Origin of the sequence: Bacillus sp. L75 (genome assembly GCF_003676355.1) — a bacterium.
In the GTDB taxonomy this organism is placed as follows: domain Bacteria; phylum Bacillota; class Bacilli; order Bacillales; family Bacillaceae; genus Bacillus; species Bacillus velezensis.
In genome coordinates, this window is the sequence record NZ_ML064904.1 from 292,943 (window position 1) to 317,814 (window position 24,872).

Here is a 24,872-nt window from a genome sequence, read left to right on the forward strand (position 1 = left end):
TTGTTATTTAAAAAAGACCGCAAAAAAGAAACAGCTTATTTTTCGGAAGCCGATGGAAAAAAACGCATCGCGCTTTCAAATCAATATGCAGATGTCCAAAAACAGCTGAAAATGGTCAGGCTTGGAAACGAAGAACTTCATGTGCTTGAAGAGCTGCAGCCGTTAATTAAAGAACATATCTCAACAATCGTCGATTCCTTTTACCGAAACCTGGATCACGAAAAATCATTAATGACGATCATTAACGACCACAGCACGGTCGAGCGCCTGAAAAAAACATTACGGCGTCATATCCATGAGATGTTTGCCGGCACGATTGATGATGAATTCATTGAAAAAAGACAGCGCATCGCTTCCATCCATTTGCGGATCGGCCTTGAACCGAAATGGTATATGGGAGCGTTTCAGGATCTGCTTCTGTCGATGATGAACATATATGAAGCAACCATTCCGGATTTGCATGAGCTTTTAAAAGCGATCAAAGCGACGACGAAAATATTGAATCTTGAACAGCAGCTCGTCCTTGAAGCATTCCAGAGCGAATATAACTGCCAGCGTGACGAACAAGAGGAAAAGAAAGCCCGTCTTCATCAAAAAATCCAGGAAACATCCGGATCACTCGCTGATTTGTTTTCAGAAACGAGCAGAGCCGTGCAGGAGCTGGTCGATAAATCCGAGGGCATTTCCGAGGCGTCAAAAGCCGGCACCGTCACTTCCGTACATGTCGAAGAAAAATCAATCGGCGGGAAAAAAGAGCTTGAAAGCCAGCAGCAGCAGATGAATAAAATCGACGCCAGCCTTCTGCAGATTGAAGAAGAAATGGACAAGCTGAATGACATCGCCCAGCAGATCGAAAAAATCTTCGGCATCGTGACGGGGATCGCCGAGCAAACGAATCTCCTGTCACTCAACGCTTCAATAGAATCCGCGAGAGCCGGGGAGCACGGCAAAGGGTTCGCCGTTGTCGCGACGGAGGTAAGAAAGCTTTCAGAGGATACGAAAAAAACCGTTTCCACCGTATCAGAGCTTGTGAACAATACTAATACACAAATCAACATCGTGTCCAAACATATTAAAGATGTAAACGGACTTGTAAGTGAAACGAAAGAAAAAATGGCGCAGATCAACCGTCTGTTTGATGACATCGTCCAAAGCATGAAAACGAGCAAAGACCAGACAGGCAAAATCGACGTTGATTTGCAGGCCTTTCTCGGCGGCCTTCAAGAAGTCAGCCGCGCCGTTTCCCACGTTGCATCATCCGTTGATTCACTTGTTATCCTTACAGAAGAATAAAGACAAACCGATCGGCCTTTTTCATAAAGGGCCGGTCTTTTTAATGTTAACTTAAAATATAATAGAGTTGACATATATAAAGACTCGCTTTATTGTATAAACATATTTTGATAAGCTGGAGGAATACATAATGAAATTGACAGAAATGATGCATATTGCCGTGTTTACCGCCATTATGGGACTTTTGGGGCTGCTCCCGCCGCTTTTCTTATCCTTTACGCCGGTTCCGATTACGCTCCAGACGATCGGAGTGCTCTTATCGGGAAGCATCCTAAAACCGAAAGCGGCGTTTTTAAGCCAATTGCTTTTTTTGCTGATTGTGGCATGCGGAGCGCCTCTCCTTTCAGGCGGCAGAGGCGGGTTCGGGGTTTTTTTCGGGCCGAGCGCCGGATATCTCATCGCATATCCGCTGGCGGCATTACTGCTGAGCCTCAGCATCCAAGGCCTTCGCTCAGCTGCTGTCCCCCATTTGTTTATCAGACAGTTCTTGTTCGGCGTGCTGTTTTTGTATGTCATCGGCATTCCCGTTCAGGCTTTTATGATGCACATTGATATCTTAACTGCCGTAAAGCTCAGCCTCATCTATGTGCCCGGAGATCTGCTTAAAGCGGCCGCAGCCTCATTCGCAGCCGTAAGAATCAGAAAAACTCTTCAAGCAAGCCGGCTTTTGCCGACGAAAGGAAGCTGATTTTAGTCATCATGATTACATCATCATATTCAGATACAGCCGGACAAGCGCCGGAACAGATCGCAATTCAGACAGAAACAGAACAGATCACCTATCAAACTTGGAACAGGCTGGTTAACCAAACCGCAAACTGGCTTGGCAGCCTTTTAGGTAAGCCGAAAAACATTGCAATATTACTGCCGAACGGCATCCCTTTTTTACAACTTTTCGCAGGGGCGGCGCATGCCGGCTGCACGGCGGTTCCGTTAGATCCCCGCTCGGCAGCGGCGGAACTCGCGGACCAGCTGAACATCAGCAAAACCGGCCTCGTCATCTGTGACCGCCGGCTGAGCGGCAGACTGGACGGCGTCAAAACGCCTGTCATCCTGTGGGATGAATGCAGGCCTTTGATCGAGGCGGAAAAAACGGAAGGCGCTTTGATCAAAAACGCCGGCCTGCCCTTTTATACCGGATTCACCTCGGGATCGACCGGTAAGCCGAAAGCCTTCACCCGCTCTCACCGTTCGTGGCTGGAGAGCTTTTCTTGTACGAAACGTGAATTCGGCATTTCCCCTGATGACAAAGTGCTGGTACCGGGCACGCTTCGCTCGTCACACTTTTTATACGGCGCCGTCAGCACTTTGTTTATCGGCGGAACCGTCATCCTTCAAAGAAAATTCAACCCGGCCGGAATGAAAGACCGGCTCAGACAAGCTGACGTTCTATATACCGTTCCGACAATGACGGACGCCCTGCTCTCACTAGAGTCGTTTCCGGATACACCGCTCAAGGTGATTTCTTCCGGTGCAGACTGGCCCGCTTCGTCTAAACAAGCGCTGTCAGAGCGCTATCCCCATTTGCGGTTGTACGATTTTTACGGAACGTCTGAGCTGAGTTTCGTGGCGTTCTTATCGCCTGAAGACAGCGCCCGAAAGCCTGACGCGGCGGGCCGCCCGTTTGAAAAAGTTACAATCGAAATCCGCCGGCCCGGCGGAGAACGCTGCATGCCGGGCGAAACGGGGAAGATTTTTGTGAACAGCCCGATGAAATTTTCCGGATACATCAACGGCGCAAAACCTGATGATTCCGGCTGGATGACGGTTGATGACATGGGATATATTGATCGTGAAGGCTATCTTTATATCGAAGGACGTGAAAACGGGATGATCGTATCAGGCGGCCTGAATGTATTCCCGGAAGAGATAGAACGTGTGCTCAACCGCTGTCCGGGCGTCAGAAAAGCGGCCGTCATCGGCATTCCTGATGATTATTGGGGCAGCATCGCCGTTGCGGTGATCGACGGAGATGCAAATGTAAAGGAACTGAAGAAACAGTGCCGCGAGCAGCTGGCGGCATATAAAATCCCGAAGAAATGGCTGTTTTCAGAAATACCGGAAACAGCCGGCGGAAAGATCGCCCGTGCCGCCGTACAAAAGCAGGCAAAGGACATGATGGAATGGAAGCTGTAATTACGGATGCGAAACGGACAATTTTCGCCCGGGAAAACGGCCTGTTAAAAGACTGTCTCCCAGAAGATTTGGCAGCTCCGCTGATCCGCCATTTGAGCCGGAACATGCCCGAAGACATTGATGAAGTCCTGATCGGAAACGCGACGGGCCGCGGCGGGAATCTCGCCCGGCTGTCAGCCTTGGCCGCCGGACTTCCTTTGAGCGTGTCCGGTACGACCATCGACAGGCAGTGCGGCTCCGGACTGGACGCCGTGAGGGTCGCGTGCCACTTTGTTAAAGCCGGTGCGGGGAGCACATACATCGCGGGAGGAGCGGAGAGCAGCAGCCGTTCCCCTTTCTCATCCCGGGCGCGCTTTTCTCCTGAACACATCGGCGATCCTGATATGGGCATAGCAGCAGAGTATACGGCACAGGCTTACGGCGTAACGAGAAAGATGCAGGACGAATATGCCCTTCTCAGCTATGAACGGAGCGTCAAAGCGCACGAAGACGGCTTGTACCGCCCGGAAATTCTTCCCTGTCACGGATTCGCCGCTGACGAAAACATGCTGAAAAAGCGGAACATGGAGCCTCTCATCTCCCGTGCCAAACCCGTCTTTCAGTCCGGAGGCTCTGTCACCGCCGCCAACAGCTGCGGAATTTCTGACGGGGCGGCGGCAGTTTGTGTGATGGAAGAACAAAAAGCGCGGTCTCTCGGTTTAAAGCCGGGATTGCGTTTTATCGGAAGCGCGGTAAGCGGCGTCCATCCGCATTATCCGTCAGCAGCTCCGGTGTATGCCGTCAAAAAACTTTTGAAGGAACGGGACCTGTCACCGGATGATATTGATATATACGAAATCAACGAGGCGTTTGCCGTCAAAATATGCGTTTTTTCACAGCAGCTTCTAGTGCCGTATTCTAAAATAAATGTCCGGGGCGGCGCTCTGGCCGTCGGGCATCCGTACGGGGCTTCCGGGGCGGCGCTTGTCACCCGGCTTTTTTATGAAGCAAAAAGACGCCCGGATGCCCGCTACGCAGCAGCAGCGATCGGCAGCGGAGGCGGAGTCGGACTGGCGCTTCTCTTTGAAGTGTTAACGTAACGGCAGTATAATAGATGATATCGATAAAAAATGATCGGAGTGGAGACTTTATGACTGCCGTTTGTTTAGTAAGACATGGAGAGACTGATTGGAATGCCCAAAAGAAGCTTCAAGGCAAATCGGATATTCCGTTAAATGCGACGGGAGAGCGTCAGGCGAAAGAAACAGGAGAGTACTTAAAGGGGTCCGAATGGGATGTCATCGTCTCAAGCCCGATGAAACGGGCCAGAAAAACAGCTGACATTATTAACGGATTTTTGAATCTTCCCATTGTCGTCATGGAAGATTTCAGAGAACGGAGCTACGGTGATGCGGAAGGAATGTCTTTACCGGAACGGTCGAAGCGCTACCCGGATAAAAACTACCCGAACATGGAGACAGCAGAAGAGCTGACAGACAGAATGCTTGCCGGTTTAGTGAAAGTTCAGGAGCGGTTTCCTGAGCAAAAAGTTCTGATCGTCGCTCACGGCGCAGCCATTCATGCCCTCTTGTCCGCCATTTCTGACGGTGATACCGGCATCCAAAACGCAAAGCTTGTCAATGCGTGCCTAAGCAATATCGAACGAATTGAAAATAAGTGGCGCGTCAAAGATTACAATGTAAGCAGCCACCTATCAGAATCATAACAAAAAGGCCCGAATTCAGTTTTGGGCCTTTTTGGCGAGCATTTTTTTCTGAAGATCATGTAATATGGCGTCCGCCCCGTCAATGCTCCGGCGCTCCGTCCATACCGCCCTGTCCGCGCGGTAAACGTGTCCGTTTTTTACGGCTGTCAGCTGTTTCCAGAGGTGATTTTTTTCGAGTTCTTTCTCACCGTCCAACAGCACGATGTAATCAGGATCGATATGCAAAAGCTGCCCGGGCGCCATCTTGATAGAGTCTGATTTCCCGCCGGAATCCGTCTGGACCGCATAGGTAAACCCTGCGAGCGTCAAAAGCCGGGACGTAAAAAACTGATCATCCTTTACGGAAATGCTGTCATTTGCAGCGTCAATTAATAAAATCGTGCCGCCTTCTGCATCCAGCTTTCTTTTGATGTCATTCAGCTTTTCTTCCTGAGCCGACAATTGTTTCTCTATGATGCCATCTTTACCGACCGCCTTTTCAATAGTAAGGGCAGCGTCAACCGCATCCTGATAATCCGCAGCTTCATTTTTTAAAGCGATTGTCGGAGCGATCTTTGTCAGTTTTCGGTATATCCCCCTGTGAAGGCTTGAGTCTGCAATGATGAGATCGGGCTTTAACGAAGTGATCTTTTTCAAATCAGGGTGTGACGGTGGTCCGACAGACGGACTGCCGTCTTTTCGCTCTGTCCGGTTATCCGCCGCGGCCGCCGGCTTTATGCCGAGATCATGGAGGGTATCAATAAAGCCTTCATTCAATACGGCGATGCGATGCGGGTGCGCAGCCACATGCGCCGTCCCCAGATCGTGCCTGACGGCGGTTTCATGTTCCTGTTCTGAGCATGCCGTTATGAAGAGAACGGATAAGATCATCAGCATACTGAAAATTTGTTTCATCTGTTCCCCCTCTTTCGTTTTCCCGCAATTATATCATTGACAATATAAGTATCAATGATATTCATTATCATTATTTTTATAAAATGGTTTCACAGCTTTTCTCCGTCAAGAAAGCCGAAGACTGATTCATGCCGGCCGCTTTATTTCATTCCGCTTTCGTGTCCATCAGACTTCTGCATTCAACAAAAGGTGACATTTATCCTGTTTTTGCCGCAGCTTCCAAAAATGGAATCAAACCGTTCGACCCAGCAAACAAGAGAGCGATTGCGGCTGTGTACAAATACTCATGTCCTTCCATCGGTTTTTTCCATTAAAATTTAAATATTTCGGGTTCCTATTAAACGAAAGAGAGATGATATACCTAAATAGAAATAAAACAAATTGAAAAAAATTGGGTCTACTAAAATATTATTCCATGCTATACAATTAATCCACAGAATAATCTGTCTATTGGTTGTTCTGCAAATGAAAAAAAGGAGAGGATAAAGAGTGAGAGGCAAAAAGGTATGGATCAGTTTGCTGTTTGCTTTAGCGTTAATCTTTACGATGGCGTTCGGCAGCACGTCTCCTGCCCAGGCGGCAGGGAAATCAAACGGGGAAAAGAAATACATTGTCGGATTTAAACAGACAATGAGCACGATGAGCGCCGCTAAGAAAAAAGATGTCATTTCTGAAAAAGGCGGGAAAGTGCAAAAGCAATTCAAATATGTAGACGCAGCTTCAGCTACATTAAATGAAAAAGCTGTAAAAGAGCTGAAAAAAGACCCTAGCGTCGCTTACGTTGAAGAAGATCACGTTGCAAAAGCGTACGCGCAGTCCGTGCCTTACGGCGTATCACAAATTAAAGCCCCTGCTCTGCACTCTCAAGGCTTCACTGGATCAAATGTGAAAGTAGCGGTTATCGACAGCGGTATCGATTCTTCTCATCCTGATTTAAAAGTAGCAGGCGGAGCCAGCATGGTTCCTTCTGAAACAAATCCTTTCCAAGACTACAACTCTCACGGAACTCACGTTGCCGGTACAGTTGCGGCTCTTAATAACTCAGTCGGTGTATTAGGCGTTGCGCCAAGCGCATCTCTTTACGCTGTAAAAGTTCTCGGCGCTGACGGTTCCGGCCAGTACAGCTGGATCATTAACGGAATTGAGTGGGCGATCGCAAACAATATGGACGTTATTAACATGAGCCTCGGCGGACCTTCTGGTTCTGCAGCGTTAAAAGCGGCAGTTGACAAAGCCGTTGCTTCCGGCGTCGTAGTCGTAGCGGCAGCCGGTAACGAAGGCACTTCCGGCGGCTCAAGCACAGTGGGCTACCCTGGTAAATACCCTTCTGTCATTGCGGTAGGCGCTGTTAACAGCAGCAACCAAAGAGCATCTTTCTCAAGCGTAGGTTCTGAGCTTGATGTCATGGCACCAGGCGTCTCTATCCAAAGCACGCTTCCTGGAAACAAATACGGCGCGTACAATGGTACGTCAATGGCATCTCCGCACGTTGCCGGAGCGGCTGCTTTGATTCTTTCTAAGCACCCGAACTGGACAAACACTCAAGTCCGCAGCAGTTTAGAAAACACCACTACAAAACTTGGTGATGCTTTCTACTACGGAAAAGGGCTGATCAACGTACAGGCGGCAGCTCAGTAAAACATAAAAAACCGGCGTCGGCCATGGCCCCGCCGGTTTTTTTATTATTTTTCTTCCTCCGCATGTTCAATCCGCTCCATGATCGACGGGTGGCTCCCTCTGAAAATTTTGACGAGAAACGGCGGGTTGACCCGGCTCAGTCCCGTATCGGCCAAGTCCTGAAACGTCTCAATCGCCGCTTCCCGGTTTCCGGTCAGCTCAATGCCGTAGCGGTCGGCGGCGTTTTCCTGATACCGGGAGACGGCATTCGTAATCGGATCAGAAGCAAAACTGAGAACGGATATGAGCAGCAATAACAGCGGGAGGGCCGCCAGATCTTCAGGCCCCTTTATATGAAGCATTCGGCCGAAGAATTTGGACAGCCGCTTATAAAGCTTGTCAATGATATAGAACCCGGCTAATGACAGCAGGAGATACCCGGCCAGTCCGATGTACACGTGCTTCATCACATAGTGCCCCATCTCATGCCCCATAATGAACAAAATTTCCCGATCCTTCAGTTTGTTAAGCGTCGTATCCCACAAAACGATTCGCTTATTCGAACCGATTCCCGTCACATACGCATTCAGCGCATTCGTTTTCTCCGACATATTTACTTCATAAACATGGCTGGCCGGAATGTCGGCTTTGTCGGCAAGCGACAAGATTTTGCTTTCCAGCTCCTTGTCTTTCAGCGGATAGAAATCATTGTATAAAGGATCAATCACGACCGGCTGCAGGAAAAACAAAAACAGGGTAAACGGCACAGTAAGACACCAAGCGTAAAACCACCATTTTTTTGTATGCTTTGTGATCAGCCAGTAAAACACAAGCACACACACGGCAAACAGCGGAAAACTGATCCAGAAATCAATGACATGGTCTCTTATCCAGCTTGCTGTTGTCTGCGTCGAAATATGATACGCAAGCGAAACCCGATATCCAATCCATTCAAGCGGAAGCGAAGCCGCCGTAACGATGAGTGAAATCACAAATACGAAGCTTACGATTTGCAGCACCCGAAAGCGCACCGCGGCTTCCAGCCAATGCTTTATTTTTTTGGCAAGCCCCGTAATGAGCAGCAGAAAAAATAAAAACCAATCTAACGGCGCTCCGATGAAAAATAAAAAATCCTTTACATTTGAAAAGTTTTCAGCGGCTGCCAGGCGGCCCGGGTCCATAAACGAGGACGGATCGGCTTTCGTTCCCTTTACGGCCTCCGGGACGGCGGAGTCGCCTGTCATAAAGAAATACCAATAGAAAAAAAGGCCGTACAGCACATAGGCAAGTCCCGCTGCCGCTATCCATTTGCGCATGGAAGTCTCCCTCCTTAGCCTGATGACTTACTCCTATTGTAAGCATAAATGCAAATAAATAGAACCAAGCCTCCGAAACGGATGTTAATCTTTTCACAACAGAAAAGAATGGAACAACAGGAAGCGGGAAAGACTAAAAGACGGAGTGATGAATATGAAAAAAATAATCGCGTTTATTGTAGTAATCGCCCTTTTGGTTATTGCTTTCTTCTATGTATACAGCCGGACCGGCGATGTGTTTCCATCAAGCAACGCAGATCTGATTATTCTGTCTGAGCACGGAAAAAAAGAAATCAAAATTAAAGACAGGCAGAATGTAAAAGATATGCTCGATATCTTGAACCAAGGAAAACAAGTCAAACTGACCAAAAGCGTGTCTCCCGATTACGACGGAACGGTCAAATACCATGAAGACCGTTTTGATTCATTCAGCATGTGGCTCGAAGGCGGCAATTATATGATGTACAAGTATAAAAACACGTATTACAAACTGACCCGGCATGATACGAAGCTTGTGCAAAGCATCATTAAGGAAGAATCGCAGAGCTGACCGGATCAGCATGTAAAAGCGAAGCCCCCGGCTTCGCTTTTCGTCTGTCATTTCGGAAGCATGTCCCGGACCGCCCGCCTCAGCAGCTTCCCGGTCGCGTTCTTCGGAATCTCATCAAGAAAAACCACTTCCGCCGGCCGTTTATATTTTGCCAAATGTGTTTCACAGTAATCAAAAACCGCCTGCTCTGTCAGCTCACCGTCCCCCGGCACTATATAAGCATGCACCGCTTCCCCCGTTTTGGCGTCAGGAACGCCGATGACCACGGCTTCTTTAATGCCCTCATGGCTGTAGAGCACTTCTTCTACTTCGCGCGGATAGACGTTGTATCCGCCGACGAGAATCATATCTTTTTTTCTGTCGACGATATAAAAATAACCGTCTTCATCGCGCTTCGCCAAATCACCCGTGTACAGCCAGCCGTCTTTCAGCGCGTGCTCCGTCTCCTCGGGCATCTTGTAATAGCCTTTCATCACATTCGGCCCTTTCACGATCAATTCTCCCACTTGATGGTCGGGCAATTCGCGTCCGAGCGTATCGACGACTTTATTTTCGACATGTAAAATATTCGTCCCGATTGAGCCGGGCTTTCTCCCCCGGTCAAACGGATTAAAACAAGTAACCGGAGACGCTTCAGAAAGTCCGTACCCCTCCAGAATGGTGACGTCAAAGGTTTGTTCAAATGTCTGCAACAGAGCGACCGGCATGGAGGCCCCGCCTGAAATGCACAGTCTGACGGACGCAAAATCCTCCGCCTTGCCGTGCTCGTATTGATACAGATAGTTATACATCGTCGGAACGCCGGCAAAAATGGTTGCCTGACGGCTTTTAATCAGTTTAAACACAGAAGCCGGGCTGAATTGCGGCTCGATTAAGACACACGCTCCGCTCATCAGAGGCGCATTCATACAGACGGTTAAACAAAAAACGTGAAACATCGGCAATGCCGCCACAATTTTGTCTTTCTCATTCATTCCTAAGTATCCGGCGACATCATTTGCATTGGAGAAAAGATTCTGATGGGTGAGCATGGCGCCTTTCGGTTTTCCGGTCGTCCCTGAGGTGTATAAAATGACGGCAGTATCATCTTTGGACAATGTCGGATAAGTTCTGCTGCGCTCCGCCGGGCGAAGCATTTTTGTAAACGTTGTCATTTTTAAGCGCAATTGAGGGTCTTCTGTCGATGGAGCGTTCTCTGCTGTCTGGCTGATAATGATATGCTCCAGCAGCGGCAGCGAGCCGTGCAGGCTTTCAAATACGGGAATTAAAAGGTCGATGCCGGCGATCGCTTTGACATCGCCGTTTTTCAGCATGTATGCGATTTCTGAAGGTGTATATGCCGGATTAACAGGTATGACGACAATTCCCGCTTTTAACGCGCCGAAAAACGCAATAACAAAATCAGGCGTATTTCCGAGCAGCAGCGCGAGATGATCCCCTTTTTTCAGTCCCCTGTCCTCCAAGCCGTTTGCAAATGCTTTGATTTTACCTGCCAGCTCCTCATACGTCATGTACTGATCTTGAAACAGACAAGCTGGTTTTTCCGGTTTCTGCGATGCCGTTTCTTCCAATTTGGAAACCAGATTCATTTTCCCACCCCTTTAAAAATTGTAATGAATGAATAGTCATTCATTTATCCGGAATAAACGTTCACTTTTATTATAGAAAAATATAGAAAAACACTCAAGGGCAAAAAGCCCCGAGTGCCGTAAAACCGGAAACTATAATTGTTTCAGCGCTTCACTGACCGGCGTGCCGCCCGCCGTCAGATCGAATGCTTTTTCATACGTATTCGGTTCATCAAGGGATGCGATAACGGTCTTGGCGACATCGTCTCTTGAAATGGAACCTCTTTCCAAATCGGCCGCGGCTTTGATTTTTCCCGTGCTGGGATCATTTAATAACCCGCCCGGCCGGATAATCGTATACGTCAGACCGCTCGCTTCAAGAATTTTATCCGCATAATGCTTTGCGGCGTAATACGGCTTCAGCGCTTCATTCCAATTGCCGCGGTTATGAGCCTGAAGGGCGCTTACCATAATGAACCGCTTGATGCCTGCTATCTTTGCCGCTTCTATCGCTTTCGCGGCTCCGTCAAGATCAATCAAAAGCGTCTTATCGTATCCGGTGCTTCCTCCTGATCCGGCGGTAAACACAATCGCGTCACAGCCTTCAGCGGCTTTCGCGATGTCTTCCGGGCTTCCTTCCAAATCTGCAAGAACGGCTTCTGTTCCCGCGGCTTGAAGCGCTTCTTTCTGCTCTTGTTTCCGGACCATCGCCCGCAGCGTATGCGTGCCGTCTTTTTGAAACAGCCCGGTCAGCCGCTGTCCGATCTGTCCGTTTGCTCCGATGAGAAATACTTTCATCATGATCCCTCCCCATTCATTATGGTTCTATCATTTCACAAAAACGGGCGCTGATTCAAATCATGCGTTCGGCAAATGTTCTAATAAATCAGCTCGAGGAAATCTTCCAGCTCTATTTTGCCGAAATACTGTTTCAGATCGATTCCGGCCAGCGCCTCCTTGATAGCGGTTCGGTCATACTGTTTTCCGGTCAGCGCCTGTTCGACTTCACTCACATCTTTCGCACCGAAGAAATCACCGAAAATTTTGCAGTCCTGAATGATTCCTTTTTTCACTTCAAGACGCAGATCAATCGATCCGACCGGATAACGTTTCGAATGCTGAAGATTAAATGCGGGCGACCTTCCGAAATTCCAGTCCCAGTTTTGATAGCGCTCTTCGGAAATCTTCCGGATCGCTTTCCAGTCTTCATCGGTCAGTTTATATTCCGGCACTTCGGAAAGATCATTTGTATTAAAAATATGGTGAAGCAGGTGCTTTTTGAATTCATCCGCCGTCATTTTGTCATCAAGAAACTCGCTGATGTTGGCGACACGGCTTCTGATCGACTTAATGCCTTTTGATTCGATTTTGTCTTTTTTCACTTTCAAGGCTGACACAACATGATCAATGGCGGAATCCAGCATTAATGTTCCGTGGCTGAAAATACGCCCTTTCGTCGAAAATTGAGCGTTGCCGGAAATTTTTCTGCCGTCCGCGACGATGTCATTTCGGCCGCTTAATTCAGCTTCCACACCGAGCTGGCGCAGCGCCTGAATAACGGGTTCGGTGAATTTTTTAAAATTGTGAAAGCTGTCGCCGTCATCCTTAGTGATAAAACTGAAATTCAGATTCCCGAGGTCATGGTAAACCGCGCCGCCTCCTGACAGCCTGCGGACGACGATGATTCCGTTATCTTCTACGTATTTCGTATTGATTTCTTCTATTGTGTTTTGGTTCTTCCCAATGATAATCGACGGCTGATTGACATAAAACAGCAGGTATGTCTGTTCAGGGTCGAGATGCTTCACGCAATATTCCTCAATCGCGAGGTTGATCCTCGGGTCGGTTATGTTTTGGTTGTCGATAAATAACATGGTGCTCCTCCTTTATTTCTCCCACTTCAATCCGGAAGCGGCGATTGTCACTTCGCCCCCGAACTCGGATTCCGCTTCTTCTTTCAGCTTCCGGTGCTCGCCGAAATGAGGCAGATGCGTGAGAATCAGCTCCCCCGCTCCGGCCTCCTTCGCGATCCGTCCGGCTTCCAAACTGTTCATATGGCCGGCTGACGTGCCGTCCTGGTCTGCGTAAAAATTGCACTCGCAGATCAGCAGATCGGCATTTTCCGCAAACGGGATAAACGCGTCCTGGTAGCTTGAATCAGCCGTATACACAACAGAAGCTGAACCGTCAGTAATCCGCATCGCATAACAAGTGACCGGATGCACCGTTTTCAGAAAGGTAATGGTGAACGGACCTAGAGAAAGCGGGCGGTCCGGCTGATAGGCCACTCCTTTTGTATGCGTTTTATATGTAAGGCGCTCAAACTGTTCTATATCAGCATCATGCCCGTAAATCGGCAGTGCATGCGTCCCTTTTCCGAGAAAGGAGCCGACCTGTTTGGCAAATTGAAGCGGCCCGATATCAGCGATATGATCATGGTGATAATGGGACAAAATGACGGCATCAAGCTCTTCTGCCGGAACATAGGCAAACAGCTTTGATAATACGGCGCTTCCGCAATCGACGAGCAGAGAATAGCCGCCGGACTGAAACAGATAGCCTGAAGTTGCTTCGTTTGCGGCCGGAAACCCGCCGCAGCACCCAATAACTGTAACTTTCATATGATCCTCCAATGTTTATGATAAAAAGATCCTTTCCTCCAATATACCTATTTTTCGTACAAATTGCATGTTTTAAACATTGTGCCAAAACAGCCGTTGATTTTCTTAAACTGTTATAATACAATGTAGAGACAAAACAATGAAAGAGGGATGGGTATGTTGGAAAAGATGTCGGATTTTTTCAGAAATTTACCCGGTAAGAAATGCGAAGAATGCGGAAATGAGATTGTTGAGCAGTATGAGTGTCACATTAATCTGTGCAATGACTGCTTGAAAATTAAGGATATGTGACAATAGGGCGCCGCACAATTCTAAGTTGTGCGGCGCCCGTTTTTTCGGCCGTCATCATACTTTCTGAATAGGGCGTTATTCACCATTATTAGCAATTATCTGTACGTTTTAAAAGATTCAGTATATTCAATCTATATTTTTCTATAGACGGATTGTTTTCTTTTCTATTATAATTTGTTCTAATAGCTATCTTTTTAGATACTTATTGCACTTTTTTCTTCGGGAGGTAATCTATGAAAAAATTACGCTTTGGACTAGCGACGCAAATTTTCGTCGGACTCATACTAGGGGTTGTAGTCGGTGTCATCTGGTACGGCAATCCCGCCATTCCAACATATTTACAGCCTATCGGCGATTTGTTTTTACGCTTAATCAAAATGATAGTGATTCCAATTGTCGTCTCCAGCTTAATCATCGGCGTTGCCGGCGCGGGAAGCGGAAAACAAGTCGGAAAATTAGGCTTCAGAACGATTTTGTATTTTGAGATCATTACCACTTTTGCCATTATTCTCGGGCTGGCTTTGGCGAATCTGTTTCAGCCGGGAGCAGGCGTTAATATACATGAAGCTCAAAAGACAGATATCAGTCAATATGTTGAAACAGAAAAAGAACAAAGCGGTAAATCCGTTGCGGACACATTCCTGCATATCGTACCGACAAACTTCTTCCAATCATTAGCCGAAGGAGATCTGCTTGCCATCATCTGCTTTACGGTGCTGTTTGCACTCGGCATCTCGGCAATCGGTGAAAAAGGAAAGCCCGTATTGGCCTTCTTTGAAGGTGTTTCTCATGCGATGTTCCATGTTGTGAACCTCGTCATGAAAGTTGCGCCGTTTGGTGTTTTTGCGTTGATCGGTGTTACCGTTTCCAAATTTGGGCTCAGTTCCCTGCTTTCACTCGGTAAACTGGTCGGTTTAGTATATGTAGCTTTGGCTTTCTTTCTCATTGTTGTATTCGGAATCGTCGGAAAGCTTGCCGGTTTAAACATTTTCAAATTCCTCGCCTATATGAAGGATGAAATTTTATTGGCGTTCAGTACGTCAAGCTCCGAAACCGTACTCCCCCGCATCATGGAGAAGATGGAGAAAATCGGCTGTCCGAAAGGTATTGTTTCCTTTGTTGTGCCGATCGGATATACCTTTAACTTAGACGGATCTGTGCTGTACCAATCAATCGCCGCTTTATTCCTCGCTCAGGTATACCACATTGACTTGACCATTTGGCAGCAGATTACCCTTGTGCTTGTCTTGATGGTCACTTCCAAAGGAATGGCTGCCGTGCCCGGGACTTCTTTCGTCGTCCTGCTTGCGACACTAGGCACAATCGGCGTTCCTGCAGAAGGCCTTGCATTCATCGCCGGTGTTGACCGGATTATGGACATGGCCCGTACGGTCGTCAATCTGACCGGAAACGCGCTGGCATCCGTTGTGATGTCAAAATGGGAAGGCCAGTATGATCCCGTTAAAGGCGCGAAGGTCATGAGCCTCGCCAAAACAGAACAAAACACAACCATCTCAGGTTAAAATGAAAACCCTGCACGGAATGATTTCCGCGCAGGGTTTTTTATGCCATCGGCGATAAAACGTACCGGTGCAAAAGCTTCGCCGTATTAAGAAGCGATAATTCATGCGTGCGTTCAAAAGCGTGTGAAGCGTCAATTCCCGGGCCGATCAGCCCATGGACGATGTCATGGCCCGAACGGATGGCTGCTGAGGCATCAGAACCGTAATACGGATAAATATCAAGCTGATAATCAATGCCATAGCGCTCCGCAAGCCCGGCCAGATGTTTTCTGAGCTGATAATGGTACGGGCCGCTCGCATCCTTCACGCAAATGGAGACGGTATATTCATCCGTAGACTGGCCGTCGCCGATCGCCCCCATATCAACAGCCAAGTATTCGACGGTCTCAGGAGGAATGTTGGAATTGCCTCCGTAGCCGATTTCTTCATTATTAGAAATCAGAAAATGCGTCGTATACGGAAGTTCGATTTTCTCTTCCGTGATGCGGCGGATTAAATTCAAGAGCAGAGCCACGCTCGCTTTGTCATCAAGATGCCGGGACTTAATAAAGCCGCTCGGCGTAATCTGCACGCGCGGGTCAAATGAGATGAAATCGCCGACCCTGATGCCGAGATCGGACGTCTCTTCCTTCGTCCGGACAGGCTCATCAAGGCGGACTTCCATATTCTCCTGATTCCGCTCTGCCTTGCCGGCGTCCTTGTAGACGTGCACTGAAGTCTGATGCATTAAGATGGTGCCTGTATAGGTTTTGCCGGAAGAAGTTTGGATCTCGCAATATTCCCCTTCAATCGAGTGATATCGGAAGCCGCCGATCAAGTCAATCTTCAGCCGGCCGTCCGCCTTTATCTCCTTTACCATCGCGCCGAGCGTATCGACATGCGCCGTCAGCAATCTGTGTTTCTTGTCATCACGGCCGGGAATTGTGACAAAAAGACCGCCTTTGCGGTTTCTGTAAGAGGAGACGCCCCATTCTTTTAAAAGACTTTCTGTATAGGCGATAACCTCGTATGTATTGCCCGTCGGACTCGGAATCGACACCAATTCTTTAATCAGTTCCATCGTATGTTTCATATTTGCCACAGGTCATTCCTCCTATCAATTTTATTCTTCTTAAAATATACTCTTTTGATCCATAACCCGTCCAATCTTTTCCTTCTCTTTTTTCATAGAATGAAGGGAGCATGAGCATAGGAGGGAAATGTATGATCAGCCGTAAACCGCACAAGCGGAAAAGGTTTCATAATGATTGGTTTGAGGATTGGTTTGAGGATGATTGGTCTGGTGCAGCCTTCTGGGGCTGTAAAAAAGAAAAAGATCACTGTAAAAAGAAAAAAGAAGACCCTTGTAAAAAGAAGAAAGATAAAAAGAAGAAAGATAAAAAGAAGCATCATCATTCATGCCGCCGCTGCTGCCGTCATTGGTAATCGTTCACACAAGCCCGTTTTACAAATAGATATCTCATGCTCCCCAAACAGCGGATGCTGCTTGGGTTTTTTTATTAAAATTAGTACCAAGTAATAATATCAGGTGTTATAATCTGATATAAAGGAGTGATTTTTCATGTCAAAATCTAAAATTACAGCAATCGGTACATATGCTCCGGCACGCCGATTAACAAACGCGGATTTGGAGCGCATCGTCGATACATCTGATGAATGGATCGTCCAGCGCACCGGTATGAAGGAAAGACGCATTGCCGGCGAACATGAATTCACATCGGATTTGTGTGTGGAAGCGGTGAAAAACCTTGCAGAACGATACAGCGGAACTCTTGATGATGTCGATATGATCCTTGTCGCCACAACGACGGCGGACTATGCGTTTCCAAGCACCGCGGCACGCGTGCAGGCTTACTTCGGCTGGCCGCACACGGGGGCGCTTGATATTAACGCCACATGCGCCGGACTCACTTACGGCCTTCAGCTCGCAGACGCATTAATTACCGCCGGTTCCCATCAAAAAGTGATTGTCATTGCCGGTGAAACATTATCAAAGGTAACGGATTATACTGACCGGACGACCTGCGTTCTTTTCGGAGACGCTGCAGGCGCCCTATTGGTGGAACGCGATGAATCAGCGCCGGGCTTTTTGGCAGCCGTGCAAGGAACAGCGGGAGGAAGCGCGGACGTGCTGTATCGCACGGGACTGAGCACAGAATTAAACGGCGAGCCGCTTAAAGGCGGAGGAAACATGGTGCAAAACGGGCGCGAAGTATATAAATGGGCGGCCAGAACCGTGCCTGAGGAATGCAATGCCCTTTTAGAAAAAGCCGGCTTTTCAAAAGACGATCTGGATTGGTTCGTTCCTCACAGCGCCAACATGCGGATGATCGAATCCATCTGCGAAAAACTGCCCTTCCCGCTTGAACGGACGTTGACAAGCGTTGAATATTACGGCAACACTTCATCGGTTTCTATTATTCTCGCATTGGATGAAGCTGTGAAAGCAAAAAAACTGTCGGAAGGCCAGACGCTGGTATTATTCGGGTTCGGCGGAGGATTGACGTATACCGGACTGTTGGTGAGATGGGGATTTTAAAAGTACGACGATCGAAATCTAAAAAAAAGAGGCCCTGAGCATCTGCTCAGAGCCTCTTTTTCTTATGCTGTTATTTCTTCTTCCGTTTTGTGTTCTTTTTTGCTTTGCACCGTAAAATACACGATGGTCAGCGCGATCATGACAACGGCGATGCCCAACAGAATGGATGCCTGCTGCCACATGTAGCCGTAGTCGCCATTTGAAATGACGGCACGGAACCCGTTGATGCTGTAAGTCATCGGCAGTGCCCCGTGAATCACTTGATAGAATCCCGGCAGGAGTTCAAGCGGGAAGGTTCCTCCGCTTGCCCCGAGCTGGAGCACCAGAATGATGACAGCGATAAAGCGTCCCGGATTCCCCATCGTTGTCGCCAATAATTGAATCATGGACAGGAACGCGATGCTGGTAATCATCGTAAAGAGATAGAATCTCCACGTGCTTTCCACATCAAGCCCGATTCCTTTTAACAGAACCGTGGCGACAATAACGGATTGAATCAGTCCGACAAGCAGAATAACACTAAATTTGCTGAGGAACCATTCAAAACCGTTTCTCGGACGCCCTGAAGCTTCACTCAGAGGGAATACGACCGTCAGCATCAATCCGCCGACATACAAGCCCATAGAGAGAATATAAGGCGTCAGTCCGGTACCGTAGTTAGGCACGGAATGAATCGCGTTATCGTCCGTTTTTACCGGATCGGCAAACATGCTGTACGTTTTGTCATCTGTCTTAATGTCCCCGGTTTGATCAGCCGCATCTTTCAGCTGGCTGGACAATTGTCCGGTGCCGTCTAAAAGCTTGCTTAAACCGGTGCCGAGAGACGCTTGACCCTGCTCAATTTTGGACGAGCCGTCATGGATTTTGTTTTGCGCGTCCAGCAGTTTCGTTAAGCCGCCTGACACTTGGCCGCTCCCTGACACTAACGCTTCTGATCCTGATTTGAGCTGTCCGAACTTGCTGTTGTATTCGCCGATGCCGGCCGTCAGTTTGTTTTGGCTTTCAAAAACAGTCTGCGCTCCGCTGTATAATTTATCAGTTCCCGCTGTCAGCTGGTTAATCGCGTCTTGTACCGCCGCTGCGCCGTTATACAGTTTCGATGTGGACTGAGGCAGTGCTTTCAGCTGATCAGCCTTCGCTTTTACATCTTTGAGCGCGCTTTTTATGACTGACATATCCGGAAGCTGAATATCTCCGCCGGACGGAAGCTGGCTGACGATATTGTCTAAATCCGGAAGGTCAGCCTTCGGAAGCTTCTCATTCAGAAGCTGAACAAGTTTCGCTTTTTGCTCATCCGTTAAGAAATCACTGTCCTTAATCACCTTTTTGACCGCGTCATCCCGGGCATCCAGGCTGTTTTTCAGATCAGAAAGCTTCTTCTTAAACTGCTGCAGGTCCTTTTCAGTCTGTTCGAGCTGCCCAACCGCGTTTTCAATGTCTGACAGGTTGACTGAATTGATCGCATCTTCAAATGCCGCCGCTTTTTGCGACACTTCCTGCGCCTTGCTGTTTAACGCGCTTAATCCATTCGTTAAATCCGGAAGCTTTTGCTGGAGCTGCTTTTGTGCGTCAAGGCTTGTTTTCAGCCCGCTGGCCACTTGGCCTCCTCCTGAAGCAATCTGTCCTGATTTATCTTGAATTTCGGCGCTTGCGCTCTGAAGTTTTGCGATAGAGCTGTCAAGCGTTTGAATTCCGCTTGTCACTTTCGCCGCGCCGTCTGCAAGCTGCTGTGTTTTATCGCCGATGGTGGCGGTGCTTTCAGTAAGCTTCGCTAAATTTTCCTTCAGCTTGGCGCTGCCGTCTTTCGCGTTTTTCGTGCCGTCGTCTATTTTCTTGGCTCCGCTGCTGGCTTTGCCGAGCCCTTTGGCAATATCTTTAAAGTTATCAAAAATGACTTTTGCGTATTGCTCTGTCACTTCTTTCGACACGGAGGCTTTCAGTTTGTCGATCGCCTTTTCCCCGATTGTCGCGCCGACATAGTTTGATCCGGCATTCGTATGATATTTCAGATCCAACTTCTTCGGATTTTTATCCATTACCGTGCTGGCGTTTTTAGAAAAATCTTCAGGAATCTCGACCAATAAATAATATTTAGCATTTAATAAGTCCTTTAACGATTGATCAAGATCGCTTGAAAAATGCCAATCAAAATTATCATTTTTCTTTAACTCTTTCACAAGGTCGTCACCGATCTGAAGATGTTTCCCTTCGTAGTCCGCCCCTTTATCCTGGTTGACAACGACAACCGGCAGCTGATCCACCGTGCCGTACGGGTCCCAGTACGCCTTCAAAAACACTCCGCTGTAGATCAGCGGAACGAATAATATGGCAATGATGGGGATTAACAGTTTCTTGTTCGTTACAATGTCTTTCCACTGGCTTTTTATTGTATTCAACCCTGTTGCCTCCTTCCGCAAACTGACTCATTTGACAAAACGGTCACGGCACCTAAAAAGTGAAGGATCATCTATTATTTAGATAATCCTTGACCAACATACATTTCCAGCAATTCAGCGATCGTCTCTTTTTCAAGAGGCGGATGGTTTTTTTCCCAGTCAAATATCAGTGCGATGTAGAGCTTGAGCATCACAAAAGCGGTCAGTTCCGGATCACACGGTTTAATGCTTCCGTTTTCAATGGCTGTTTCTATCTTTTCTTTAATGTATGACAGAATGGCCCGCTCCATTTTCACAATGACATCCTGAACGGCTATTGTACCAATCTCGGTGTTCTCCTGAAAAATTTTAATAGTCAGCTGGTGTGTTTTTCTGAATTCCAAAATCGCGACAAGCGCCCGGTGGACATTTTCGTGAAATGAAAGCTCCGGTTTCATCGCTTCGTCTGCGTGTTCCTTCATTTCTCTTAAAATAGTGGTGAAAATATCATCAAACAGTTCTTCTTTGTTTTTGAAAAACGTGTAGATGGTTCCCTTCCCCACATTTGCAAGCTTTGCCACCAGATCCATTGTCGTTGCTTTGTAGCCGAATTGTGTAAAAGACTTCGTTGCCGCTTCCAGAATGAGCTTTTTCCGATCGACGGACATGTTTCCCACCTCGTTAAATTGACCGTTTGAACGTTTTAGTCATTTTGTACATAAGATAACTTATCACAGTCACAAAGAAGATTCAAATGTTTTCTCTTTTTATTGGTGTTCCCTTTACAGAACGGGAACATGCAAAAAAACCTCCGTTTTACGATAACGGAGGCTGGTACGTTTCAAATAAATAAGCCAGTGAATCGTATACGGCGGCTTTTCCCTGGTCGATACAGTCGGGGATGCCCACCCCTTCGAAAGACGCGCCCGTCGCGTATACGCCCGGATAGGAAGCTTTCAGCGCATCTCTGAACTCTTTGATGCGCTCCTTATGGCCGACATGGTATTGCGGCATGCTTTCGTTCCAGCGGGTCACACAGGTCATTTCCGGTTCGCCATTTATTTTCATTACTTTTTTCAAATCTTCCATTACGATTTTAATGATCTCGTTATCTGAAAGATCTACGATGGATTCATCTCCGGCCTTTCCGACGTACGCCCTGAGAAGCGTTTTGCCCTCCGGCGCCGCGTGCGGCCATTTTTTATTCGTCCATGTGCAGGCCGTGATGGAGAAGTCGCTGTTTCTTGAGATAACGAATCCCGTACCTTCATGCTCCATCTTGACGGCTCCCTCAGGAAAACCTAAGGCGACGTTGGCAACGGACGTAGAATGCATGTCTTTAAGACATGAAACCGCCGGCAGATCAGAAAGCATTTTCGCCGCGGCTTTATGCGGGGCTGTTACTATGCATCCTTCCGCATAGAGCACTTTGCCGTTATCAAGCGTCACGGAATATCCTTTCTCCTCGCGGCCGATATGGGTGACTTTCGTTCCTTTCATCACCTTTGTCAGCGTAAGCTGCTTTTCCAGCTCCTCCACCAACGTTTGAAGCCCTGTCGTCAGCGTTAAAAACTGGCCCTGCTTTTTGGCCGTCAGCTGCTGTCCCGAAGGCTGCGGACGTGATTTTTTCATACCGAGAATCAGGCTTCTGTGCTTCTGCTCAGTCTGATAGAATTGCGGAAACGTGGACATGAGGCTCAGCTTATCAATATCTCCGGCATAAATCCCTGATAATAGCGGTTCTATTAAATTCTCAACGACTTCGTCACCGACGCGTCTGCGGAAAAATTCACCCAGAGACTGATCTTCCTTCGGTTTGCTCGCAGGCAGGACAAAGTCAAGCGCCGCCCGCGCCTTTCCGGGAACAGAAAATAAACCGGTGGAGATGAACGGAGCGATTTTGGTCGGAATGCCCATCACCGCGCCCTTCGGCATCGGATGGAGCGTCTCGTTGACGAGCACGTAAGACTGGCCGGTCGCATTGTTGACGAGCAGATGCTCAAGCCCCAAATCTTTGACGAGCTGCGGCGCGCTTTTTTTCCTTTCCAAAAAAGAATCCGGCCCCCGCTCAATGATGTAGCCGTCTTTATGCGCCGTCTGAATTTTGCCGCCCGCTCTCGGGCCCGCTTCAATCAGAGTGACCTCAAGCGGCAGCTGTTTTTCTTTGATTTCTTTTTCCATGTAGAAGGCGGCGGCTAATCCCGTTATGCCGCCGCCGATGATGACCAGATGTTTTTTATCGCCACTCATTTTTATCGCCTTCTTTACCGTTTAATTCTACTTGTCCAGCTCTTTCAGCACGACCGCTGCAAGCGCGTCGATAAATTCAGGCTGTGCGTTCGGCATAGCCGGACGATAGTAGCTTGCGCCGACTTCTTCGGTCACAGCTTTGCATTCATAATCATTATCGTAAAGCACCTCTAAATGATCGGCAACGAAGCCTGCGGGCACGTATACAAATGCTTTATAAGGATGCTTTTGGTACAGATCGCGCGTGAGATCCTGCACATCCGGCCCGAGCCACGGATCAGGGGTATTCCCTTCGCTTTGCCAGCCGACTGCGTAATCGGTAATTCCGGCGCCTTCGGCAATCAGTTTTGCGGATTCCTCCAGCTGGTCAGGATACGGATCGCCGTATTCTTTTATTTTTTCAGGAAGGCTGTGCGCTGAGACGATCAGCATCGCGTCATCCCGTTCTTCTTTCGGCATTGATTCATACGTTTTCTTCACCTGGCTGACCCAATAATCAACGAATTTCGGTTCATCATACCAGCTTTCAACAGACTTGATGGTCAAGCCGCCGAGCTTCTCCGCTTCTTCTTTCGCGCGTTTGTTGTATGACTGGACGCTGAATGTTGAAAAATGAGGGGCGAGCACAAGGCTGACAGCTTCTGTAATGCCGTCTTTATGCATGTCCGCCACCGCGTCTTCAATAAACGGTTCAATATGTTTTAATCCGATGTACACTTTGAATGTTACGTCATCCTGGATTTCATTTAAACGCTGTGCGAGCTTCTCCGCCTGCTCCTGCGTAATTTTTGCAAGCGGAGAAATGCCTCCGATCGCTTCATATCTGTCTTTTAAATCTTGAAGCATATGAGGCTCCGGCTTTCTTCCGCGTCTGATATGCGTATAATAACGTTCTATGTCCTCTTCTTTGTAAGGCGTTCCGTAAGCCATGACAAGAAGTCCCATTTTCTTTTTGCTGCTCATTTTGTTACACACCTCTTTTGATGGTCTGTCCACCTTGATTTTGACAGGAAAATCTACTTATAACCAACGATCTGCTCAGGAAGATTGTTCCGTTTTTTTGACCGCGGAATATTCATGTACAAACGCCGTCAGCTTTTTCAGCGTTTCCGGATTGACATCTGGGAATACGCCGTGCCCTAAATTGAAAATAAACCCGTCCGTTTTCATGCCTTGATCAAGTATCGCTTTCGCTTTTTTCTCGATGACTTCCCAAGGCGCAAGAAGAAGCGACGGATCAAGATTGCCCTGAACCGTTTTTGTAATGCCTTGTTTTCTGGCGTCATCTATGCCGAGTCTCCAGTCAAGACCGACGACATCAAGAGGAAGGTCATGCCAATCCCCGGCCAGATGGCTTGCGCCTACGCCGAACATGATCAGCGGAACTTGTTCTGCTGAAAGCTCCCGGAATATTCTGTCCATCACCGGTTTTATAAACTGCCGGTAATCTTCGCGGTTCAGCGCGCCGACCCATGAATCAAAAATCTGAATGGCTTTTGCGCCAGCGTTAATCTGCGCTTTCGCATAAACGATAATCATGTCCGCGAGCTTGTCCATCAGCATTTGCCACGCTTGCGGCATACTGTGCATAAACGCTTTTGTTTTGTTGTAATTTTTAGAAGGCCCGCCTTCAATCATATAACTGGCCAGCGTAAAAGGCGCTCCCGAAAAACCGATGAGCGGAACATTCAGCTGTTCGTTTACGAGTAATCGGATCGTTTCCAGCACGTAAGGAACATCCTGTCCGGGATTCAGTTCGCCGAGCTTTTCAATATCCGCAGCAGAGCGCACCGGCTGATCGATCACCGGGCCGATTCCGTTTTTTATTTCAACATCCACTCCGATATAAGGAAGCGGCGTCATAATGTCTTTATATAAAATGGCAGCGTCCACTCCGTACTGCTCGACCGGGAGCCTCGTCACATACGCGCACAGCTCGGGCTGATGCGTAATTTCGACTAAGCCGTACTTTTCCTTCAGCTTGCGGTATTCCGGCTGAGACCTCCCCGCCTGTCTCATGTACCAGACAGGGACGTGATTTGTTTTTTCTCCCCGTGCCGCTTTTAAAAACGTATCATTAAACGCTTCTCGTTTACTCATCTGAATTTCCACCTTTCCTCCTGCAACCATACGTTCGTGTTCTTCGCCCATTACACTATACCTTGTTTTTTCAAAAGCGTATAGAATTGAGGCT

23 protein-coding genes and 1 pseudogene are annotated in these 24,872 nt (G+C 48.0%); 12 read left to right on the forward strand and 12 right to left on the reverse strand.

Features of this window, described 5'->3' with window-relative positions; genetic code table 11:
- Positions 1-111 precede the first annotated feature (111 nt).
- From D5S11_RS20475 to D5S11_RS10190, 6 genes and pseudogenes are all read left to right on the forward strand, one after another.
- A pseudogene (locus D5S11_RS20475) lies at positions 112-486 on the forward strand (protoglobin domain-containing protein); the annotation flags it as partial.
- A gap of 9 nt (positions 487-495) precedes the next feature.
- Positions 496-1,293: a methyl-accepting chemotaxis protein gene (locus D5S11_RS20480; RefSeq protein WP_371265894.1), complete on the forward strand. Its 798-nt coding sequence runs from the start codon at positions 496-498 to the stop codon at positions 1,291-1,293.
- A 130-nt stretch (positions 1,294-1,423) separates the two neighbouring features.
- Entirely contained in the window at positions 1,424-1,981 is a 558-nt protein-coding gene (locus D5S11_RS10175) for a biotin transporter BioY (RefSeq protein ID WP_003155185.1), read from the forward strand.
- Positions 1,982-1,992: 11 nt separating this feature from the next.
- Positions 1,993-3,429, forward strand: a complete 1,437-nt coding sequence (locus tag D5S11_RS10180) for an acyl-CoA synthetase (RefSeq protein ID WP_108725064.1) — start codon at positions 1,993-1,995, stop codon at positions 3,427-3,429.
- Positions 3,417-4,508: an acetyl-CoA C-acyltransferase gene (locus D5S11_RS10185; RefSeq protein WP_061581883.1), complete on the forward strand. Its 1,092-nt coding sequence runs from the start codon at positions 3,417-3,419 to the stop codon at positions 4,506-4,508. Before D5S11_RS10180 ends, D5S11_RS10185 begins: the two co-directional genes overlap by 13 nt.
- A gap of 50 nt (positions 4,509-4,558) precedes the next feature.
- Positions 4,559-5,134 carry a histidine phosphatase family protein gene (locus D5S11_RS10190; RefSeq protein ID WP_007409196.1) on the forward strand — a complete coding sequence of 192 codons (576 nt, stop codon included), beginning with the start codon at positions 4,559-4,561 and terminating at the stop codon, positions 5,132-5,134.
- Positions 5,135-5,149: 15 nt separating this feature from the next.
- Here the strand turns inward: D5S11_RS10190 and D5S11_RS10195 are convergent, their stop codons facing one another.
- The gene (locus D5S11_RS10195) at positions 5,150-6,028 is read right to left on the reverse strand and encodes an ABC transporter substrate-binding protein (RefSeq protein WP_032866170.1); all 879 of its coding nucleotides are present in this window, start codon (positions 6,026-6,028) and stop codon (positions 5,150-5,152) included.
- Positions 6,029-6,517: 489 nt separating this feature from the next.
- Here D5S11_RS10195 and D5S11_RS10205 point away from each other — a divergent pair, with 489 nt between their 5' ends.
- Positions 6,518-7,666, forward strand: coding sequence for a S8 family peptidase (locus D5S11_RS10205; RefSeq protein ID WP_007409199.1), 1,149 nt, complete (start codon positions 6,518-6,520; stop codon positions 7,664-7,666).
- A 44-nt stretch (positions 7,667-7,710) separates the two neighbouring features.
- Here D5S11_RS10205 and D5S11_RS10210 read toward each other — a convergent pair whose 3' ends face one another.
- Positions 7,711-8,961 (reverse strand): M48 family metallopeptidase, encoded by a 1,251-nt coding sequence (locus D5S11_RS10210; protein ID WP_007409200.1) that lies wholly within the window; start codon positions 8,959-8,961, stop codon positions 7,711-7,713.
- A gap of 154 nt (positions 8,962-9,115) precedes the next feature.
- On the opposite strand from D5S11_RS10210, the gene D5S11_RS10215 reads away from it, so the two are divergent.
- Positions 9,116-9,511, forward strand: coding sequence for a YhfM domain-containing protein (locus D5S11_RS10215; protein ID WP_007409201.1), 396 nt, complete (start codon positions 9,116-9,118; stop codon positions 9,509-9,511).
- A 47-nt stretch (positions 9,512-9,558) separates the two neighbouring features.
- Here D5S11_RS10215 and D5S11_RS10220 read toward each other — a convergent pair whose 3' ends face one another.
- From D5S11_RS10220 to D5S11_RS10235, 4 genes are all read right to left on the reverse strand, one after another.
- Entirely contained in the window at positions 9,559-11,100 is a 1,542-nt protein-coding gene (locus tag D5S11_RS10220) for a fatty acid--CoA ligase family protein (RefSeq protein WP_007409202.1), read from the reverse strand.
- Between the two features lie 132 nt (positions 11,101-11,232).
- Positions 11,233-11,877 (reverse strand): SDR family oxidoreductase, encoded by a 645-nt coding sequence (locus D5S11_RS10225; RefSeq protein WP_108725065.1) that lies wholly within the window; start codon positions 11,875-11,877, stop codon positions 11,233-11,235.
- 80 nt (positions 11,878-11,957) lie between these two features.
- Positions 11,958-12,953: a lipoate--protein ligase gene (gene lplA, locus D5S11_RS10230; protein ID WP_007409204.1), complete on the reverse strand. Its 996-nt coding sequence runs from the start codon at positions 12,951-12,953 to the stop codon at positions 11,958-11,960.
- Between the two features lie 12 nt (positions 12,954-12,965).
- On the reverse strand, positions 12,966-13,700 hold the full coding sequence (locus D5S11_RS10235; RefSeq protein ID WP_015239517.1) for an MBL fold metallo-hydrolase: 735 nt from the start codon (positions 13,698-13,700) through the stop codon (positions 12,966-12,968).
- 168 nt (positions 13,701-13,868) lie between these two features.
- Here D5S11_RS10235 and yhfH point away from each other — a divergent pair, with 168 nt between their 5' ends.
- The gene (gene yhfH / locus D5S11_RS10240) at positions 13,869-13,991 is read left to right on the forward strand and encodes a protein YhfH (RefSeq protein ID WP_370465857.1); all 123 of its coding nucleotides are present in this window, start codon (positions 13,869-13,871) and stop codon (positions 13,989-13,991) included.
- Positions 13,992-14,224: 233 nt separating this feature from the next.
- Positions 14,225-15,514: a glutamate/proton symporter GltT gene (locus tag D5S11_RS10245; protein ID WP_007610442.1), complete on the forward strand. Its 1,290-nt coding sequence runs from the start codon at positions 14,225-14,227 to the stop codon at positions 15,512-15,514.
- 40 nt (positions 15,515-15,554) lie between these two features.
- Here D5S11_RS10245 and D5S11_RS10250 read toward each other — a convergent pair whose 3' ends face one another.
- Positions 15,555-16,586, reverse strand: a complete 1,032-nt coding sequence (locus D5S11_RS10250; protein ID WP_007409206.1) for a M42 family metallopeptidase — start codon at positions 16,584-16,586, stop codon at positions 15,555-15,557.
- A gap of 131 nt (positions 16,587-16,717) precedes the next feature.
- Between D5S11_RS10250 and D5S11_RS10255 the strand changes: the two genes are divergently transcribed.
- Together D5S11_RS10255 and fabHB are read left to right on the forward strand one after the other, a co-directional pair.
- The gene (locus D5S11_RS10255) at positions 16,718-16,939 is read left to right on the forward strand and encodes a hypothetical protein (protein WP_038463743.1); all 222 of its coding nucleotides are present in this window, start codon (positions 16,718-16,720) and stop codon (positions 16,937-16,939) included.
- A 136-nt stretch (positions 16,940-17,075) separates the two neighbouring features.
- Positions 17,076-18,053: a beta-ketoacyl-ACP synthase III FabHB gene (gene fabHB / locus D5S11_RS10260; RefSeq protein ID WP_007409208.1), complete on the forward strand. Its 978-nt coding sequence runs from the start codon at positions 17,076-17,078 to the stop codon at positions 18,051-18,053.
- 62 nt (positions 18,054-18,115) lie between these two features.
- On the opposite strand, the gene D5S11_RS10265 is transcribed toward fabHB, so the two are convergent.
- The 5 genes from D5S11_RS10265 to hemE form a co-directional block, all read right to left on the reverse strand.
- Positions 18,116-20,449: a YhgE/Pip domain-containing protein gene (locus D5S11_RS10265; protein ID WP_007409209.1), complete on the reverse strand. Its 2,334-nt coding sequence runs from the start codon at positions 20,447-20,449 to the stop codon at positions 18,116-18,118.
- Between the two features lie 74 nt (positions 20,450-20,523).
- Positions 20,524-21,096 (reverse strand): TetR/AcrR family transcriptional regulator, encoded by a 573-nt coding sequence (locus tag D5S11_RS10270; RefSeq protein ID WP_007409210.1) that lies wholly within the window; start codon positions 21,094-21,096, stop codon positions 20,524-20,526.
- 148 nt (positions 21,097-21,244) lie between these two features.
- Complete coding sequence (gene hemY, locus D5S11_RS10275) at positions 21,245-22,678, reverse strand: protoporphyrinogen oxidase (protein ID WP_003155220.1); 1,434 nt, start codon at positions 22,676-22,678, stop codon at positions 21,245-21,247.
- A gap of 27 nt (positions 22,679-22,705) precedes the next feature.
- Complete coding sequence (gene hemH, locus D5S11_RS10280; protein ID WP_007409212.1) at positions 22,706-23,641, reverse strand: ferrochelatase; 936 nt, start codon at positions 23,639-23,641, stop codon at positions 22,706-22,708.
- 75 nt (positions 23,642-23,716) lie between these two features.
- Entirely contained in the window at positions 23,717-24,778 is a 1,062-nt protein-coding gene (gene hemE, locus D5S11_RS10285) for a uroporphyrinogen decarboxylase (RefSeq protein ID WP_108725300.1), read from the reverse strand.
- Between the last annotated feature and the right edge of the window lie 94 nt (positions 24,779-24,872).